Origin of the sequence: Mesorhizobium sp. M0478, assembly GCF_040321305.1 — a bacterium.
Lineage (GTDB): Bacteria > Pseudomonadota > Alphaproteobacteria > Rhizobiales > Rhizobiaceae > Mesorhizobium.
The window spans coordinates 589,952-608,594 of the sequence record NZ_JAMYRH010000003.1 but is presented as its reverse complement, the minus strand read 5'-3'; the positions used below and the strand labels follow the sequence as shown (position 1 = coordinate 608,594).

The 18,643-nt window shown below is 62.5% G+C and carries 16 protein-coding genes; 7 read left to right on the top strand and 9 right to left on the bottom strand.

Annotation, left to right across the window (positions count from 1 at the left end; genetic code table 11):
• Window positions 1-153 precede the first annotated feature (153 nt).
• From folD to NKI64_RS10730, 3 genes are all read left to right on the top strand, one after another.
• Window positions 154-1,053: a bifunctional methylenetetrahydrofolate dehydrogenase/methenyltetrahydrofolate cyclohydrolase FolD gene (folD, locus tag NKI64_RS10740; RefSeq protein WP_023669302.1), complete on the top strand. Its 900-nt coding sequence runs from the start codon at window positions 154-156 to the stop codon at window positions 1,051-1,053.
• Window positions 1,054-1,070: 17 nt separating this feature from the next.
• The gene (locus NKI64_RS10735; protein ID WP_032888631.1) at window positions 1,071-2,069 is read left to right on the top strand and encodes a GlxA family transcriptional regulator; all 999 of its coding nucleotides are present in this window, start codon (window positions 1,071-1,073) and stop codon (window positions 2,067-2,069) included.
• 149 nt (window positions 2,070-2,218) lie between these two features.
• Entirely contained in the window at window positions 2,219-3,883 is a 1,665-nt protein-coding gene (locus tag NKI64_RS10730; RefSeq protein ID WP_023697312.1) for a vWA domain-containing protein, read from the top strand.
• 77 nt (window positions 3,884-3,960) lie between these two features.
• Here NKI64_RS10730 and edd read toward each other — a convergent pair whose 3' ends face one another.
• The 3 genes from edd to zwf form a co-directional block, all read right to left on the bottom strand.
• On the bottom strand, window positions 3,961-5,784 hold the full coding sequence (edd, locus tag NKI64_RS10725; RefSeq protein WP_352667863.1) for a phosphogluconate dehydratase: 1,824 nt from the start codon (window positions 5,782-5,784) through the stop codon (window positions 3,961-3,963).
• Window positions 5,785-5,848: 64 nt separating this feature from the next.
• Window positions 5,849-6,565, bottom strand: coding sequence for a 6-phosphogluconolactonase (gene pgl, locus NKI64_RS10720; protein WP_023701816.1), 717 nt, complete (start codon window positions 6,563-6,565; stop codon window positions 5,849-5,851).
• Window positions 6,547-8,016 (bottom strand): glucose-6-phosphate dehydrogenase, encoded by a 1,470-nt coding sequence (gene zwf / locus NKI64_RS10715; RefSeq protein ID WP_023669307.1) that lies wholly within the window; start codon window positions 8,014-8,016, stop codon window positions 6,547-6,549. Before zwf ends, pgl begins: the two co-directional genes overlap by 19 nt.
• Window positions 8,017-8,338: 322 nt before the next feature.
• On the opposite strand from zwf, the gene NKI64_RS10710 reads away from it, so the two are divergent.
• Entirely contained in the window at window positions 8,339-9,085 is a 747-nt protein-coding gene (locus NKI64_RS10710; RefSeq protein ID WP_027049416.1) for an SDR family oxidoreductase, read from the top strand.
• Between the two features lie 99 nt (window positions 9,086-9,184).
• Here NKI64_RS10710 and NKI64_RS10705 read toward each other — a convergent pair whose 3' ends face one another.
• Window positions 9,185-9,430: a hypothetical protein gene (locus NKI64_RS10705; protein ID WP_352638757.1), complete on the bottom strand. Its 246-nt coding sequence runs from the start codon at window positions 9,428-9,430 to the stop codon at window positions 9,185-9,187.
• Here NKI64_RS10705 and NKI64_RS10700 point away from each other — a divergent pair.
• Both NKI64_RS10700 and NKI64_RS10695 read left to right on the top strand, forming a co-directional pair.
• Window positions 9,311-10,561: a Mur ligase family protein gene (locus NKI64_RS10700; protein WP_352638756.1), complete on the top strand. Its 1,251-nt coding sequence runs from the start codon at window positions 9,311-9,313 to the stop codon at window positions 10,559-10,561. The genes NKI64_RS10705 and NKI64_RS10700 overlap by 120 nt on opposite strands.
• A gap of 85 nt (window positions 10,562-10,646) precedes the next feature.
• Window positions 10,647-11,942 carry a Mur ligase family protein gene (locus NKI64_RS10695; RefSeq protein WP_352667861.1) on the top strand — a complete coding sequence of 432 codons (1,296 nt, stop codon included), beginning with the start codon at window positions 10,647-10,649 and terminating at the stop codon, window positions 11,940-11,942.
• Window positions 11,943-11,963: 21 nt separating this feature from the next.
• Here NKI64_RS10695 and NKI64_RS10690 read toward each other — a convergent pair whose 3' ends face one another.
• The 5 genes from NKI64_RS10690 to NKI64_RS10670 all read right to left on the bottom strand — a co-directional run bounded on the left by NKI64_RS10690 (window position 11,964) and on the right by NKI64_RS10670 (window position 17,834).
• The gene (locus NKI64_RS10690) at window positions 11,964-12,809 is read right to left on the bottom strand and encodes an SH3 domain-containing protein (RefSeq protein WP_023746246.1); all 846 of its coding nucleotides are present in this window, start codon (window positions 12,807-12,809) and stop codon (window positions 11,964-11,966) included.
• 276 nt (window positions 12,810-13,085) lie between these two features.
• Window positions 13,086-14,372, bottom strand: a complete 1,287-nt coding sequence (locus NKI64_RS10685) for an NAD(P)/FAD-dependent oxidoreductase (protein WP_023692383.1) — start codon at window positions 14,370-14,372, stop codon at window positions 13,086-13,088.
• Between the two features lie 127 nt (window positions 14,373-14,499).
• Window positions 14,500-15,936 carry a glutamine synthetase family protein gene (locus tag NKI64_RS10680; RefSeq protein WP_023681878.1) on the bottom strand — a complete coding sequence of 479 codons (1,437 nt, stop codon included), beginning with the start codon at window positions 15,934-15,936 and terminating at the stop codon, window positions 14,500-14,502.
• Between the two features lie 102 nt (window positions 15,937-16,038).
• Window positions 16,039-16,980: an ATP-grasp fold amidoligase family protein gene (locus NKI64_RS10675; protein ID WP_156937152.1), complete on the bottom strand. Its 942-nt coding sequence runs from the start codon at window positions 16,978-16,980 to the stop codon at window positions 16,039-16,041.
• A gap of 29 nt (window positions 16,981-17,009) precedes the next feature.
• Complete coding sequence (locus tag NKI64_RS10670) at window positions 17,010-17,834, bottom strand: class I SAM-dependent methyltransferase (RefSeq protein WP_023711778.1); 825 nt, start codon at window positions 17,832-17,834, stop codon at window positions 17,010-17,012.
• An 88-nt stretch (window positions 17,835-17,922) separates the two neighbouring features.
• On the opposite strand from NKI64_RS10670, the gene NKI64_RS10665 reads away from it, so the two are divergent.
• Entirely contained in the window at window positions 17,923-18,624 is a 702-nt protein-coding gene (locus tag NKI64_RS10665) for an HAD family hydrolase (protein WP_031199286.1), read from the top strand.
• Window positions 18,625-18,643: the final 19 nt, after the last annotated feature.

Here is an 18,643-nt window from a genome sequence, read left to right as displayed (position 1 = left end):
CAAATTTCGTGACAATGCCGCGCAGCATGGCGCCCAAAAAACGCTGCCGTCGGGCTTTACCCGAATGGGCGGAACGTTTGGAACAACGACATGCACGAAGCAACGTTCAAGGCGCGCGCCGCGCCTTGGCTGGAATGATGTCGAGGATGGTTCATGGCCGAAGTGATTGACGGAAAGATCGTCGCCGCAGACGTGGTTCAGAAGGTCAAGGCCTTGACCGAGGACCTGGTCGCCAAGGGAAAGGCCCAGCCCGGCTTGGCGGTGGTCATCGTCGGCGAGGATCCGGCAAGCCAGGTCTATGTCGCGTCGAAGTCGCGCACCGCCAAGGAATGCGGCTTTCATTCGCTGCAGCACACACTGCCGGCCGACACGTCCGAAGCGGCACTGCTGAAGATCATCGGCGAACTCAACGCCGATCCGGCCATCAACGGCATTCTGGTGCAGCTGCCGCTTCCCGCCCATATCGATGCCGGCAAGATCATCCAGGCCATCGCGCCACAAAAGGATGTCGACGGCTTTCATTTCATCAATGTCGGCAAGCTCGGCACCGGCGAACTCGAAACAGCCTTCGTGCCCTGCACGCCGGCTGGCTCCATGCTTTTGATCGAACGCGTGCGCGGCAAGGATCTTTCCGGCCTCAACGCGGTCGTCGTCGGCCGCTCCAACATCGTCGGCAAGCCGATGGCAAATCTGTTGCTTGCCGCCAACTGCACCGTCACCATTGCCCACAGCCGCACCAAGGATCTGCCGGCGCTGGCCCGCACAGCCGACATTCTGGTTGCCGCCGTCGGCCGGCCCGAAATGATCAAGGGCGACTGGGTCAAACCCGGCGCCACCGTGATCGATGTCGGGATTAACCGCATTGCCGCACCCGAGAAAGGCGAAGGCAAAACCCGCCTCGTCGGCGATGTAGCCTATGCCGAAGCGGCCAAGGCCGCCGGCGCCATCACCCCCGTGCCCGGCGGTGTCGGACCGATGACCATTGCCATGCTGATGGCCAATACGTTAGCCTCAGCCTACCTTGCGGCCGGCTTGAAGCGGCCTTCCTTCTGACCCAGAAAGCAGCTTCTTTGCCGAACCTTACTATTCCCTCTGAACGGCCGGTCGTGGATGATCCCGTTCAAGGGGGCCGGCAATTCGCGTTCCTGCTGGTCGACAAGTTTTCGATGTTTTCGTTGGCAGCGGCGATCGATACCTTCCGCTCGGCCAACCGCCTGCTCGGCCGCGATTTCTATGGCTGGACGACGGTCTCGGCCGACGGCGATCCCGTCATGGCCTCCAACGGCCTGCCGCTCAAGATCGACTATGCCGTCGCCGATTTGCCGCCGGTCGATATCCTGTTCGTGTCGGTGGGCCTGTCGGTCGAGTTCCCCGGCAAGAGCAAGGTGCTGGCGGCGCTGCGCAGCTGGGGCCGGCGCGGCAATGCGCTCGGCGCGCTGTCGGTGGGCTCTTACCTCCTGGCCGAAGCCGGTCAGCTCGAAGGTTATCGCTGCACCATCCATTGGGAAAACCGCGCCGGCTTCGTCGAGCGCTTTCCCGACATCAATTGCACCGGCAACGTCTTCGAGATCGACCGCAAGCGCTACACATGCGCCGGCGGCACCACCTCGATCGACCTGATGCTGGAGATCGTGCGTGGCGACTTCGGCTCGAACCTCGCCAACGGCGTTGCCAACCAGTTCCAGCATGAGCGCATCCGCTCCGCCGGCGACCGCCAGCGCGTCGGGCCGGAGCGCGACCTGACCGGCAAGTCGGAGAAGCTAAGGCGCATCGTCGAACTGATGGCCGACCATCTCGACGAGCCGCTATCAGCCGTGCAGCTTGCCAAATCGGCGGGCCTGTCGGTGCGCCAGGTCGAGCGCTTGTTCCTGCGCCATTTGAGCGTCACGCCCGGTCGTTACTACATGCGGCTCAGGCTTGAGCGGGCGCGCGAACTGCTGCGCCAGACCAACATGCCGATCCTCGACGTGGCCATTGCCACCGGCTTTACCTCGCACTCCTATTTCGCGCAGAGCTATCGGCTGCAGTTCGGCCGTCCGCCTTCCGAAGAGCGGCGCACCACGTACTGACGCGGTGCTGAGCCGGCCTCGGAACAGGCCTCGGCCGGCGCCGATCCTGTTACACGGCAACCGTTCGTAACCCGCTCCGGGGCTTGTGCCCGGACGCGCCGTCAAATAGCTTCCGGCGCGGATCAGAGGGCGGTCTCAAGGAGATTTCCATGGCGGGACTTTTGCGGAGCGTCGCTGCGGCGCTGCTCCTTTTGTCGATGACTTCGCTCGGCTTTGCCGCCAACAAGGTCATCATCATTCTTGACGCTTCGGGCTCGATGTGGGCCCAGATCGACGGCAAGCCGAAGCTCGAGATCGCGCGCGAATCGCTGAGGACCGTGCTGCAGTCGGTCCCGGGCGACGACGAGATCGGCTTCATGGCCTATGGCCACCGCGAAAAGGGCAGCTGCGACGACATCGAACTGATCGTGCCGCCGCAAGCCGGCTCGGCTAGCGCCATTTCGGCCGCTGCCGACAGCCTGAAATTCCTCGGCAAGACGCCGCTGACCGCAGCCGTCAAGCAGGCGGCCGAAGCTCTGAAATACACCGAGGACAAGGCGACCGTGGTCCTCATCACCGATGGGCTTGAAACCTGCGAAGGTGACCCGTGCGCGCTGGGCAAGGAACTGGAGGCCTCAGGCGTCGATTTCACAGTCGACGTCGTCGGCTTCGGCCTGACCGCTGACGAGGGCAAGCAGATCGCCTGCCTTGCCGACAACACCGGCGGCAAATATATCCAGGCCTCGGACGAGAAGGCGCTGCAGGAAGCACTGGTCGAAACCGTCGCCGCGCCGGCTCCGGCACCTGAACCCGCACCGGCGCCAGCCCCAGCTCCAGCCCCTGAACCGGCAAAGCCCGAATTCAATTTCATCCCGAGCGTGGTCATGGCCGAAGGCGGCGATCCGATCACCGACGGCAATGCCTGGGAGGTCTACAAGGCCAAGGCCGATGGCACGCACGGCGAGGCCGTCACCACCCAGTACAACAACTACGAGGCCAATCTCGAGCCGGGCGACTATGTCGTCGTCGCGCGCGCCGACGAAGCTCGGGCGGAACAGAAGGTCAAGATCGAGGCGGGCCAGGTCTACAAGCCGCTCTTCACCTTGAACGCCGGCACCATGCTCATCCATCCGAAGCCAAGCCAGGGCGCCGAGATCAGTGACGAAGCCGATGTCGACTTCGCCTTCCCGGGCGGCAGCACCACCCACTATGGCGACACCAGGATCATCGTGCCGGCTGGTGAGCAGAAGGTGACGGTTGCGATCGGCAGCGGCTCGGTGACCGAGAACATCCAGCTCGCCGCCGGGCAGACTGTGGAAAAAGACATAGTCGTCGGCGTCGGCCATGCCGCCGTCAACGCCTACTACACTGCAGGTGGCGACAAGGCCGACTCCTCGGGCATCAGCGTCCAGATCGTCAAGGCCAAGAAAAAGATCGACGGCTCGCGTGACGATGTCGCCCACTCCTATGGGCCCGACAGCAAATTCTGGCTGCCGCCGGACGATTATGTCGCGGTCACCTCGCTTGAGCTCGCAACCGTCGAGCAGCCTTTCAGCGTCAAGGTTGGCGACGTCAAGGACGTCAAGGTGACGCTCGATGCCGGCGTGCTGGTGATGTCGGCGCCGGGCGCCTATTCGATCGAGGTGCTGTCGTCGAAGAAGGATATCCAGGGCAACCGCAAGGCGCTCGGCCTGAACTATGGCGACACCTGGCAGCAGACTATCCCGGCCGGCGACTATGTCGTCCTCCGCCACATGCCCGATCAAGGCCATGACAAGGAAATGCCGGTGACGGTCAAGGCCGGCGAACGGAGCGAGATTACGGTTCAGCCGTAATCGCCATCCATCCCTCACCAAAGGGCGGCCTCAAACCGAGCTCGAGCCGCCCTTTTTACAAAATAGGCAATGATGCCTCAGGCCGTGCCGAAAGCACTGGCGCCGTGGTCGGCGCGGCCGACCAGCTGGCGGAAACCGGCGAACAGCTCGCGGCCGAAACCGAACTCGTTGCCGATGAGATCAATGTCGGCCGTGCGGCGCAGCGCGAGCTCGGGCCCCGGCACCAGCACTTCCAGCGTGCCGGCATCGGCGTCGAGCCGGATGATGTCGCCGTCATGGATCCTGGCGATCGGCCCTTCCTCGACCGCTTCCGGCGTTACATGGATCGCCGCCGGCACCTTGCCGGAAGCGCCAGACATGCGCCCGTCCGTGACCAGCGCGACGCGCTGGCCACGATCCTGCAGGATGCCGAGCACGGTGGTCAGCTTGTGCAGTTCCGGCATGCCGTTTGCCTTTGGGCCCTGGAAGCGGATGACGGCGATGAAGTCGCCGGTCAGCGTGCCGGCCTTGAAGGCTTCGTTCAGTCCCTGCTGGCTGTCGAACACCTTGGCCGGCGCCTCGATGACGCGGCGTTCCGGCTTCACGGCGGACGTCTTGATGACGGCGTGGCCGAGATTGCCGGCGAGCACTTTCAGGCCGCCGGTCGGCTGGAAGGCCTTCTTGAACGGCGCCAGCACCTTCTCGTCACCGCTCTGCAGCGGCGAGGCTTCACGCACGACGCCGCCATCTTCGCCGAGCCGGGCCTCGACCGCATAGGGCCTCAGGCCTTCGCCCCATACCGTCTGCACATCCTCATGCAGGATGCCTTCGTCGAGCAATTCGCGGATCAGGAAGCCGAGCCCGCCGGCGGCATGGAAATGGTTCACGTCGGCAAGCCCGTTCGGATAGACGCGCGCGAGAAGCGGCACCGCTTCCGACAGGTCGGAAATGTCCTGCCAGGTAAGCGTGATGCCGGCCGCCGCGGCCATGGCGATGAGATGGATGGTGTGGTTGGTAGAGCCGCCGGTGGCGTGCAGGCCGACGACGCCATTGACGAAAGAGCGCTCGTCGATCATGCGGCCGACCGGCGTGTAGGCGTTGCCGAGCGCGGTGATCGCCAGGGCTCGCCTGGTCGCCTCGCGCGTCAGCGCGTCGCGCAGCGGCGTGCCTGGATTGACGAAGGACGCGCCGGGCGTATGCAGGCCCATGATCTCCATCAGCATCTGGTTGGAATTGGCGGTGCCATAGAACGTGCAGGTGCCCGGCCCGTGATAGGATTTGGACTCCGCTTCGAGCAGTTCTGCGCGTCCGGCCTTGCCCTCGGCATAGAGCTGGCGAACCTTGGCCTTCTCGTCGTTGGGCAGGCCCGTCGTCATCGGCCCGGCCGGCACGAACACCGCCGGCAGATGGCCGAAGGTGAGAGCCGCGATCACCAGCCCCGGCACGATCTTGTCGCAGACGCCGAGATAGACGGCGGCGTCGAACATGTTGTGCGACAGGCCGATCGCCGCCGACATGGCGATGACGTCGCGCGAAAACAGCGACAGCTCCATGCCGGGCTGTCCCTGGGTCACGCCGTCGCACATGGCGGGCACGCCGCCGGCCACTTGCGCGATGCCGCCAACTTCCTTCGCGGCTTCCTTGATCAGCGCCGGGAAGGTTTCGAAGGGCTGATGCGCCGACAGCATGTCATTGTAGGAGGTGATGACGCCGAGGTTCGGCACCTTGTCGGCGCCGAGCGCCAGCTTTTCAGACGGGCTGCAGACGGCAAAGCCATGCGCGAGGTTGCCGCAAGACAGGACGCCGCGGTTGGCGGTGCGGCTGGAGGCCTCGGCGATGCGGCCGAGATAGCGCTCGCGGCCGGCTTTCGAGCGTTGGCTGATGCGTTCCGTGATGGCTTCGATGTCGCGTCTGGCTGTCATGGTCGGTCCTTTCGAGCCCCGGAAGAACGTCCTCCACCGTCTGCCGGGACTACTTTGCGTGAAATCAGGGTGCCCAGAACACCTCTACCGGGGTGGGTGCCGCTTCGAGCACTTTGCGGATGGGCTTTTTCGCGCCCGGTCCCATCGCATCGTCGAAGGCGGTGCGCTTGTCCTCGCCTTCTATATGCAGCGCGATGAAGCCGGCGTCGACGATCCGCGCCAGCGGCAGCGTCAACCGGGGTTCGCCGGCGCTTGCCGCGTGAACCGGCAGCACGATCCTTGATGAGGCTGGGTCGAGCAAATCGCCGAGATTCTCGGCGTCGGGAAAGAACGAGGCGGTGTGGCCGTCGCCGCCCATGCCGAGCACGACGACATCGAGGGGCCAGGGCAGAGCCTTCAGCGCCGCATCGTCGGCCGCCGCGGCGGTCTCGATGCTTGCCGCCTCATGGTAGAGCGGCACGAAGTGCGCGGCAGCCGCCTTGTTCTGCAGCAGGTTGGCCGCCACCAGCCCCGCATTCGAGCGCGGCGAGGAGGCCGGCACGAACCGTTCGTCGACCAGCGTCACCGTCACCTTGTTCCAGGCGATCGGAATGGCCGAAAGTGCTGCAAAGAACTTTGCCGGCGTGGTGCCGCCGGAAACGGCAAGCAGGGCCGTGCCGCGCTCGTCGATGGCCTTGGTCAGGCGCGCCGCGACATTGCCGGCAAGGGCTGCCGCCAGATCCTGGCGCCCGGCAAAGCCGTTCCAGTTATAGACGGGCTCGCTCAATTGCTTTCGTGCCATGTCCGCCCGTCGCGTTCGATCAGCGCAATCGAGGCCGAGGGACCCCATGTGCCGGCCGTATAGCCTTGCGCCTCCTGCCTGGCGCTTTCCCAGGCGTTCTGGATCGGGTCGATCCACTTCCATGCCGCCTCGACTTCGTCGCGGCGCATGAACAGCGTCTGGTTGCCGCGGATAACATCCATGATCAGCCGTTCATAGGCGTCCGGCGCGCGACCGTCGAAAGATGTTGCAAAGCTCATGTCGAGCGGGATCTGGCGCAGCCGCATGCCGCCCGGGCCTGGATCCTTGATCATGATGAACTGCTTGACGCCTTCGTCGGGCTGCAGCCGGATCACCAGTTGGTTGGCTGAGATCGGCCCGGCGCTGTCGCCGAAGATCGAATGCGGGATCGGCTTGAACTCGATGACGATTTCCGAAACGCGGGTCGCCAGCCTTTTGCCGGTCCGGAGATAGAACGGCACGCCGGCCCAGCGCCAATTGCCGATCTCGGCCTTGATGGCGACGAAGGTCTCGGTGGAGCTGTCTTTGCCGAGTTCCTCGACATAGCCTTTCACCGCGCCGCCTGCAGAGGCGCCGGCGCGGTACTGCCCGCGCACGGTGTGCTTGGGTGCCTCATTGCCGTTGATGCGCTTCAGCGCCCGCAGCACCTTCAGCTTCTCGTCGCGCACGGCATCGGCATCCATCGACGATGGCGCCTCCATGGCAACCAGGCAGAGCAGCTGCAGCATGTGGTTCTGCACCATGTCGCGCAGCGCGCCGGCCTTGTCGTAGTAGGTGACGCGGTCTTCAAGACCGACGGTCTCGGCCACCGTGATCTGCACATGGTCGATATGGGCAGAATTCCAAAGCGGCTCATAGAGCGCGTTGGCAAAGCGCAGCGCCATCAGGTTCTGCACCGTCTCCTTTCCGAGATAGTGGTCGATGCGGAAGATCTGGCTTTCGTGGAAGTCGTCTCCAACCACGTCGTTGAGCTTGCGCGCCGAATCGAGGTCGCGGCCGATCGGCTTCTCCAGCACGATGCGTGAATTCGGCGTGATGAGATTGTGGGCTTTCAGCTGGTGCGAGATGTCGCCGAACAGCGCCGGCGCAACCGCCAGATAGAAAGCGCGAATGCGGTCGCTTTCGCCGATCGCCTTTTTCAGCTTGTCGAAGCCGGCACCCGTCGTCGCGTCGGCCGATACGTAGGACAGCCGGGCAAGAAATGTCTTGAGTTCCTCGGCGTCGATGTCGGCCGGCTTCACATGCTGGGAAATCGCCTGCTTGGCGAAAGCCTGGAATTCCTCGTCGCTCATCTTGGAGCGCGAGGTGCCGATGATGCGGGTCGGCTCGGAAAACTGGTGGTCGCGCTGGCGGTGGTAGAGCGAGGGCAGCAGCTTGCGTTCCGACAGGTCGCCGGTGCCACCGAAAATGATGAAGTCGAAAGGCTCGACGGGAATGATCTGGCTGGTCATGGTCTGTCCGCTTTGACGCCGCTCGCTGTGACGCGGCAGGATATAATCTAATCGATTTAAACTATCCAGTGCCATGGTGTCACATCAAGGCCAAATCACTGCATATTGATTCGCTCCAAATGTGCCTTGACACTGGCTGCCACCCGGAGGCTTTTCGTCAAGCGATGGTCCCGGGGCTTTCGCGCCTGCAACATAAAGCGGGAATGTGACGAAAGCTAATGCGTGTCGCCCAGAAGTGCGAAGCGGTTCTGGGAGACAGACACGCATCAAACAAAAAAGAAAAATGCGCTTGCGAGGTGGGTCTTCAATGAGCGGAAAAAGCATGCGTCTGGAAAACAAGGTTGCCGTCATCACGGGTGCTGCGTCAGGTTTCGGCGAAGGCATGGCCAGGCGCTTTGCCGAAGAGGGCGCCAAGGTCGTCGTCGCCGACCTCAACGCCAAGGGCGCGGAGCGCGTTGCAGCAGAGATCGGCCAGGCCGCGATCTGGACCCAGACCGACGTTTCGCAGCGTTCCGAATTCGACGAGATGGTCTATGCCGCAAAAAGCGCCTTCGGCCGCATCGATATCATGGTCAACAATGCCGGCTACACCCATCGCAATGGCGACATGCTCGACGTCGACGAGGCGACCTTCGACCTGATCACTTCAGTCAACATGAAGGCGATCTACCACGCCGCACTTGCCGTGGTGCCGATCATGGAGCGGCAGGGCGGCGGCGTCATCCTGACCACGGCTTCGACCGCCGGTCTGCGGCCGCGGCCGGGGCTCACCTGGTACAATGCCTCGAAGGGCTGGGCGATCACCGCGACCAAGTCGATGGCGGTCGAACTCGCGCCCAAGAACATTCGCGTTAACTGCCTTTGCCCGGTCGCCGGCGAGACCGGCATGCTGGAGAAATTCATGGGCACTGACACGCCCGAGATTCGCGAGAAATTCCGTGCCTCGATACCGCTCGGCCGTCTGTCGACGCCGCTCGATATCGCCAACGCTGCGCTTTGGCTTGCGTCGGACGAAGCCGCCTTCATCACCGGTGTGGCGCTGGAGGTCGACGGCGGCCGCTGCATTTGAGCAATTCGGGAAGTACCTCGCTGTTCGCAATGCACGGCAGACAGAGCAACGTCGGCAAAAGTTCGCATCGGCGCGCCGGCCGGCCGAGGAACGAACAGTTCACGTCGTCACGCCGGACCCCAGTTTGACTTCTCGATCACCCGAAAGGCATAACGGGATCGTGGATAGTGTTGGCGGGTGATGAAGATCAGGCAGCAGAAAAGTCGCTATGATCTGGGATGGCGGCTGCGGCTTTACCTGGCCACGCGTGCGCGGGCGCGAAGCAAGGCAATTTTCATCGGCATTACCGGAAGCTCCGGCAAGACCACGGCGGGAAGCCTGCTTGGACACATCCTGGCCGGTCATGGTTCGGTCCATACACAGGTTCTGGCCAACACGATGAAACTGTTGGTCTCGACGCTATCCAGGCGAATGGGAAAGGGCGGCAAAACCGACTACGTCGTCTTCGAGGCTGCTGCATTCGGCCCGGATACAATGAAGCCCATGGCCGAATTGCTTCGCCCCAACGTGGCTGTTGTCACAATGGTCCGGCTGGAGCATCGCGCCAGTTTCAAGACTGTCGAAAACGTCGCACGAGAAAAAAGCGCCCTGGTCGCGGCGCTGGAGCCGGGCGGCTTCGCGATGCTCAATGCCGATGACCCACTTGTGATGGGCATGGCCTCGGCGAGCGATTGCCGTTCCGTCACATTCGGCACATCGGAGCAGGCGGATTATCGCGTCAGCGATATCGAGGCCTCCTATCCCAAGCCGTTGCGGTTCTCGCTCCACTGGCGCGGCGGTGTGCTCGATATCGAGACGTCGTTCCCCGGCGAGCATTTCTGGCTGCCGACTTCAGCGGCGGTGGCAACCGCTCTTGAGCTGGGCGTGCCTGCGCAGATGGTCAAGCACAGGATCGCGACGTTCCAGCCTCTGGAAAATCGCGGCCAGGTGCTCGTCCCCGCGGGTGGCCCCCACTTCATCGTGGATGCCGCAAAGGCGCCCTGGCATTCGCTGAGCCTTGCCTTCGACATGGTAGCCGGATCGACATTCGGGCGAAAGCGTATCGTTCTTGGCCAGCTATCGGATTTTTCCGGCTCGAATAACAGATATGCCCAAGCCTACAGCAGCGCGCGCGAGATTGCAGACCAGGTGATTTATGCCGGCGATCATGCCCATCGCTCCAAGGCGAACCAGGCAGATCGCGACAGCGGCCGCTTCATCGAATTGCGCACGGCCAGGGAAGTGTCGGACTACATCGCCCAAACCGCGCAGCCTGACGAGTTGATCCTGCTCAAGAGCTCGTCCAATCTGCACCTCGAGCGTGTCGCACTTGCCTGGACCCACGACGTCAAGTGCTGGGTTTCGGTATGCGGCAAAACCGAGGGATGCGAGCAGTGCGGCCTCTATGAAGTGCCGTTTGAGCAGCACCGTGAGTTTGTGGCGCAGAGAAAATCGAAGCGCCGCAAGCACAGACTGCTGCGGCTCCTCGGCCGCTAGAATCTTTGGCTGAAGCACGCCAGCGCCCGTTTGACTCTGGAACTTGGCACGACGCATATTAGGCTGGGCTAAAAGCTGGCGGGGTGTGAAACTGGAATTGCTGAAAATTCGCAAGGACTTGGGCTGGGCGCTGCGACGGCTGCAGGCGCGCTGGGTGCGGGCGCGTAACAAGGCGACGTTCATCGGCATTACCGGCAGCTCCGGCAAATCCACATCCACCAGCCTGCTTGCACACATACTGGCCGCCCAAGGCAAGGTGCATCTACAGGCCCAGGCCAATACAATGCCTGCGCTCATCCGAACGCTTTACAAGCGCCTGAGGAAGGCCGGCAAAGTCGATTACGTCGTTTTCGAAGCCGGCGCTTCCGACTTCGGCACGATCAGCGCCATGGCGCAGATGCTGAAGCCGAGTGTGGCGGTGGTTACGATGATCCGTCTGGAGCATTTCGGCAAGTTCAATACTCTGGAAGCTGTGGCGGGAGAGAAGCGGGCGCTGGTCGGGGCACTCCAACCCGATGGACTTGCGGTTCTCAATTGCGATGACCCACTGGTGATCGGCATGGCGTCTGGCGCGAAATGCCGGATTGCGACCTTCGGCCAGTCCGGCGAGGCAGACTACCGCGTGAGTGACGTGCATGCCGCGTATCCGGAATTGCTGCGGTTCACCCTTCATTGGCGCGGTGGCAGCCTGAATATTCAAGCGCCTTTTCCCGGCGAGCAATTCTGGCTGCCGACTGCAGCGGCTGTTGCCGCCGCCTTGGAACTTGGCGTCCCGCCAGAGCAAGTCGTAGCGAGAACGGCATCGTTTGCACCACTGCCCAACCGCTCTACGGTGCAAGAGGTATCCGCGGGTCCGAAATTCCTGGTCGATACGGCCAAAGCGCCCTGGCATTCGCTCAACATTGCCCTGGAGATGATTGCAAAGGCCAAGGGTGCTCGCAAGCGCATTGTGCTGGGGCAGATATCCGACTACGCCGGCTCGTCGAGGAAATACGGCGCCGCCTACAACATCGCGCGCGAAATCGCCGATGAGGTCATTTATACCGGCGACAATGCGCATCGCTCGCGCGCCAGCCAGGCCGACCGCGACAGCGGCCGTTTCATTGAGCTTCGCACTGCCAAGGAAGTTTCGGATCATATCAAACGGACGGCAGTCCCAGGAGAACTGATTCTGCTGAAAAGTTCGTCCAACCTTCATCTGGAAAGGATCGCGCTCGCCTGGACACACGACGTCAAATGCTGGGTCCCGATATGCCGCAAGTCGGAAAGCTGCCAAATGTGCGGCCTCTATGAGGTGCCGTTCGAGGAACACCGGGATTTCCTGGCTAAGCGCAAACTTGCTCGCAGGAGACACCGTTTCAGGTGGTTGCTCGGCGGCTGACCAGATCTGGCGGCTTGCGTCTCAAGCCCCGGTCTTGATGTAGCTCTTGTAGATCCAGCCGCGCTTGCCGTTGTAGACGATCTGGCACCATTTCTTGCAACTCATCACCTGCACCGACGACTTGGCGGGCACGGTCCCCATGGCGGCGGCGTTTTTCTGCGGACCGCTGCGCATTGTCACCGCCCTGAGGATGCGTCCGGTGCCGGCGGCAGCAGCCACCTTCTGTGGCTTGGCCTTGGCCTGGGTATCGTCCGTTGCGGCGGAAGATTGCTCGTCTGGAAGTTGCGGTTTTGGCGTCGGTATGGCGGCGGTCTCGGCGTCGTCGTCATTGGCGGGAGCAGCGACCTTTGACAGCTGCGTCGTGGCGTCGCTCTGCGCCGCCGGTTCTTCGAATGCCGCGGCATCGGACGGTTTGGCGGCAGCCTGCTCGGCAGGCGCCTGGTCGGATGGCGTCGCGGCAGGGTCGCTGTTGGATTGCGCCGCAGTCCAGCGCGGATCGTTCGCCGACAGCGGCGGCATGGCAGCCCCACCGGCAGCGACCGTCGATGAAACCGCATCGCCCTTGCGCGCGGCTTGTGGCGCCGCTACCGCGGCAGCCGTGGCCGCGACCGGGGCAATCTTGGTCGTCTTGACCGGAAAAGTCGGAACGTTCTGCTGTGTGCTGGCGATCGCTTGCCGGTCGCTGGCCGGCAACGCCAGCCAAAGCGCTATGCCCGCCACGCCAAGCAGCGCTGCGGTGCCGACCGCGGCGATCACCAGATGCGAATTCGTGCGCACCCCCTGCCAGAAGGAGGGCCGCATGTCATAACCGAATTGCATGGCGAAGCGCCGACGTTCCGGCGCGCCGAAACTGAAGGGCTCGTTCACTCTTGCCACCTCCAAAAGATGAGCCGGTGTTCTTTCGATCGGCGCCGGCAGCCCGGCATTCGATCGGCATCGGTCCCAACAACAAAGCGGGCAGGCCCGCAGAAGTCCCCGTTCAATCGCCCAGAACCGGCATCCTTTGCCCTTGATTGTGGCATCAGTGCGCCCTCAAGGGGAATTGTGCGCTCTTGTTAAGGATTCTGCAACGTCTCGTTGCGGCAACCAACAGCTCAATAGAATCGGCTCAGTACCAGCCCCGGCTGATATGAGATACTGTCCCTATATTCGGTCCCTCAGGGCAAACCAGTTCAGTGCCAGGAACAATAATGGTGTTCTAAAGCGCCGGCCACCGGGAAAAGCCGGGATGTTCAGGTCCTCGATCAGCTTCAGTCTGTCGCGGTTGCCGGCGACGGTCTGGGCATAGAGCTTGCCGAAGAAGTTCGACAGCATCACGCCGTGGCCGGAATAGCCACCGGCCGAGATCACATTGGGCATCACCTCGCGCACGAACGGTTTCCTGGGCATGGTGATGCCGACATAGCCGCCCCAGCCATGGGTGATCTCGACATCGCTCAGCTCCGGATAAAGCTCGGCTATCTGCCGGCGGATATGGACATGGATGTCCTTCGGATCGTTGACGCCATAGACCTCGCGCCCGCCGAACAGCAGCCTTCCATCCCTGGATTTGCGGAAATAACGCACGACGAAACGCGAATCGTCGACCGCCTCGCCGCCCGGCAGCACTTTCGAATCCACGCCCAGCGGCACCGTCGCGCCGATGAAGGAACCGATGGGCATGATGTGCGCGGCACTCACCGGCTCGAGCGTGCCGCCATAGGCATTTACACCGATCAGGCATTTCTGAGCGGTGATGGTGCCTCTCGAAGTCGTCACCCTGACCTTGCCGCCGCTGGAGGTGACACCGGTCGACAGTGTCTGCTCGAACAGGTGCGCGCCGGCCGCTGCCGCGACCTTTGCCGTGCCGATCACCAGCTTCATCGGGTGGATGTGTCCGGTGCCGGTGTCGCGGGTGCCGCCGAAGTAGCGTGTGGAGCCCAGCCGTTCGGCCGTTTCCCTGGCATCCATGAAGGCGATGTGCGGATAATTGAAGCGGCCCGCCATGATCTCGGCATGCGCCTTGTAGTCGTCGAGATAACGCGGCTTGTGCGCCACGGACAACTGGCCGGGCATATAGTCGATGTCGATCTGGTTGACGGCGGCGAATTCGAGCAGGTGCGCTTTCGCCTCCTCGGCAAGGTCGAACAGCGCCTTGGCGCGGGAGAAGCCGTATTCGGCCTCCATCTCTTCGGCCCAGGCGCGCTGGCCCGTGCCGAGCTGGCCGCCATTGCGCCCTGAAGCGCCGTCGCCGAAGCGATGCGCCTCGATCAGAACGACGTCGGCTCCCGCCTTCGCCAAATGAGCGGCCGCCGACAGCCCGGTGAAGCCTCCGCCGACGACGACGACGTCGCAACTGCGGTCGCCGTCCAGGGCAGGGTACTCAGGGCGTGGTCCGGCTGTGTCTTCGTACCAGGAGCGACCGGGGGAGATAGGTGATTGGTAAGGCATGGGGACACCAGCCAATGGTGAATGGTGAATGGTGAATGGCTGCGAGACGCACGACGTCTGCGCTCATCCATCCAATATGAAACTACTCACCATTCACTATTCACCATTCACACGACGAAGTCGCCGCTCACACGTTGAGCAACAGATACTCCCGCTCCCACGGGCTGATCACTTCCATGAAGGTCTCGAACTCCGCCCGCTTGATCGCTGCATAGGTTGCGGCGAAGGACTTGCCCAGAAGAGCGCATAGTTCCTCGTCGCCTTCGAAAAGGTCGACGGCTTCGAGCAGGCCGCGTGGCAGGTCGATCTCATCGGCGTTTGCGGTGGTCAGCACCGGAGGCTCGGCCTTGATCTTGTTGGTGATGCCGATCAGCCCGCAGGCAAGTGAGGCCGCCAGCGCCAGATAGGGGTTGGCGTCGGAAGACGGGATGCGGTTTTCGACACGCCGCGCCGCCGGATCCGAGCGCGGCACGCGGAACGCCGTGGTGCGGTTGTCATAGCCCCATTTGTTGTTGACCGGCGCCGAGGCCGACTGCGTCAGCCGGCGGTAGGAATTGACGTAGGGAGCAAACATCACCAGTGCGTTCGGCACATGCTTCTGCATGCCGCCGATGAAATGGAAGAAGTCGTCGGTTTCCGAGCCGTCCTTCGCCGAAAAGATATTCAGCCCGGTCTTCTTGTCGATGATCGACTGGTGGATGTGCATGGCAGAACCTGGCTGGCCCTGGATCGGCTTGGCCATGAAGGTGGCATAGATCTCATGCTTCAGCGCTGCCTCGCGAATGGTGCGTTTGAACATGAACACCTGATCGGCGAGCTCGACCGGATCGCCGTGACGCAGATTGATCTCGAGCTGGCCGGCGCCTTCCTCGTGGATCAGCGTGTCGATCTCCAGGCCCTGGCTTTCGGAGAAATGGTAGATGTCGTCGATCAGTTCGTCGAACTCGTTGACGCCGGCGATCGAATAGCCGGCTCCGCCGCCGATTGGCCGCCCGGAACGCCCGACTGGTGGCGTCAATGGGTAATCCGGGTCGGGGTTCTTGCGCACCAGGTAGAATTCGATCTCGGGCGCCACCACCGGCTTCAGCCCGCGCTTGTCATAGGCTGCTACCACGCGCTTCAGGACGTTGCGCGGCGTGAACTCGACCGAACGGCCATCCTGATGGACGAGGTCGCAGATGACGGCGGCCGTCGGGTCTTCTTCCCACGGCACGACGGTCAACGTCGACAGATCCGGCATCAGCTTTAGGTCGCCATCATCCTCCGGATAGTGGAAACCGTTGCCATCCTCGGGATAGCCGCCCGAAATCGTCGTCATGAACACTGCCGATGGCAGCGCCAGCGAGGTGTTGGAAGTGAATTTCTTCGACGGCATCATCTTGCCGCGCGCGACGCCAGCCTGATCAGGCGTGATGCATTCTATGTCTTCGATGCCGCGCCACTCCAGCCAAGCGCTGACTTCCTTCCAGTTCTTCACGCCGCGTTGATTTTTCACGAAGGCAGGCGTTCGGACGCGTCCTCCGCGGGTCGACGGACGGACTTCCTTTTTCGCAGGCGGCATCATTCACCAGTTTGGGTTGCAATTATCACAGTATAGCTGTTGCCGGTGATGGAAGGGAAGGGGAGCCGGCCCGATAGGTGCGGCAACGAGGCTGGACGGCCTCTGTCAGACGGCCTTGCCGGGCAGCGCATTTGCATCCAGCCATCTGCGCAAGGCACCGGCATAGAGCCTGCGCCATCCGCTTTGCGGCGCGGTCAGGAACCAGGATTGGCTGAGGTCCCAGCTGTCTGCGCACAGATCCCTGAGCCTTGTGTTGATGATGCCTTTGCCGGATAGCGGATAGACCGAGAATTCGGAAAAGAAGATCGCGCCGTTGATTTCGTAGAAATCGCAACGCATGTGATCGAACGGCACGGTCAGCCGCTCGGCGATGGCAAGCATGCGCGGGAAGGATGCCGGCAGGTCGATCCGGACCCACTGGGGGCCGCTGCCTGGCGGTGGCGGCGCATAGGTTCCGTCCCGGTCGAAATGACATTTCTGTTCGTTGCCGTGCTCATCCCGACGTGCGGCATAGACATAGGCCGTCGTCCCGTTGGACACGTGGAATTTGTACTCCAAAGCGACAGGCTGACTGTCCTGAAGGAGCATCTCTTCCACAAGGATGCGCCTGCTGGCGTACTTGTAGCCCCATTCGCCGAATTTCCTGCCGTAGCGACGGCGCATCCAGCGAGCTGTACGCCGGCGCAGCCTGGCTCTGTCCACCTCACCGTTGCGCACCATCATGTTCCAGCGGCAGCCATGATTGGCCTTCACCATGACATTGCCGGCAAGAACCTCCGCCGGAATCTTTGTTGCGTCTTCCCCGGACCATAGGACCTCGGCAGTCTTTAGTTCGGGGCAGGTGGACAAAGCGTAGGTTTTCGAGGCGAGCTTGTCGCAAGCTGTCGTGAAAAACGGATTGTGATCGAAAAGCTTTCGCCACAGGAACTTGTCTGCATAGGAAGCCGGTCTCGCCGGATCCGGCAGCATGCCGCTATGGTCGAATGTGCGTTTGCAAATCATGGGATGGCGCACCAGGCACCATGCCCGCGCCAGGGCGAGGATCACTCGATCGCTCTTTCCAAGAGCCGACACGATCAGCCCAGCTGCCGGGTCGAAGATGAACCGTCTCGTCGGGCGACGAACACGTCTCTGGTCATGTTTCGCGAGATGCTCGTGCGGCCGATGACCTCTAGCCGAGGGTCAAGTGTGCGTTCCGCATTTTCAGCCCAAAGCCTGCCTAGCGAAACAGGCTCCCACAAAACGATCTGCACAGTCTCGGCCGCGGTATCGGCGATACGAGACACGACAGCTGCCTTAGGCGAAACCATGCTCGCGACATAGACAACCTGAGCGTCGCTGTAATCATAATCGCATCCGTCGCACAGCTCGGCCCGCATGCGCGCATAGCTGAGCTTGGCGGCGAGCCTGTTTGCCGTTTCGACGGCTTCGGGAACGATGTCGAGGCCGATGATCTCAGGGACAGTTGTCTGGTCGTGAATACGGAACATGGTGAACGGTCGCCCGCCGCAGCCGACCATGACAGCGCGGCGGCAATTATTGAAATCGACATGATCGAAGACTTCGTCGAGGCGGTTATAGGCATCCTTTGATGACAGCACGCCGATGCTTGTTTTCCCCGCTGCGATCTGTCTGAACGATGCCGGACCGCTCAGGTCCTGATCCAGCATCTGCCTGATCTCGGCGGCATCTTGCGCCTGCACCATCTTGCCGAATGCGGCGGTCAGCGCCGGTCGGTGCGAAAGGATCTCCGGGTAGGTTTCAAGCAACGCCTCGCCGGTATCGTGTCCCATGGCGATGCCAAGATCTCGGATGGCATTTATGAGTTCGGTCGGAGCGCGACCTGGCAAGGAGCTCAGAATTTGCTCCAGTTCACGCTTCCAGGCGCCCAATTCCGGCATTGTTGCCCACCATTCCCCTTGCCGTAGCTAGCAGTGCGCGGCGACAACGTCTACATCACTGCCTTCACTTGAAACGGGACAGTCGACCATGCCCCTGACCACCATCGGCTTCGACGCCGACGACACGCTGTGGCAGAACGAACAGTTCTTCCGCCTGACCGAGAAGCACTTTGCAGCCCTGCTCGCCGATCATGGCGAGGCCGAGCACATCTCGGCACGGCTGCTCGAGGCCGAGAAGCGCAACCTTGCCGTCTACGGCTTCGGCATCAAGGGCTTTACCTTGTCGATGATCGAGACGGCCATCGAAGTGACCGAGGGCCGCGTGCCGGCCTCGACGATCGCCGAAATCCTTGCCGCCGGCCGCGACATGCTCGGCCATCCTGTCGAGGCGCTGCCGCATGCGCGCGAGACAGTCGAAAAGCTCGCCGGCACCTACCATCTGGTGCTGATCACCAAGGGCGATCTGTTCGACCAGGAGCGCAAGCTGGCGGCGTCCGGCCTTGGCGACCTGTTCGATGCCGTCGAGATCGTCAGCGACAAGAGCGCCGCCACCTATGCCAGGATCTTTGGCCGCCACGGCAGCCCGCAGGACAGCATGATGGTCGGCAATTCGCTCAAGTCGGACGTGGTGCCGGCCATCGAGGCCGGCAGCTGGGGTGTGTACGTCCCGCACGAACTGACCTGGGTGCTCGAACATGTCGAACCGCCGGTGGCAGCACCGCGCTTCCGCCAGATTGTCGATCTTGGCGAACTGCCGGCTTTGATCGAGAGCATCGGCAAGGAAGGCTGACCGCCCCGCACGCGTTCGG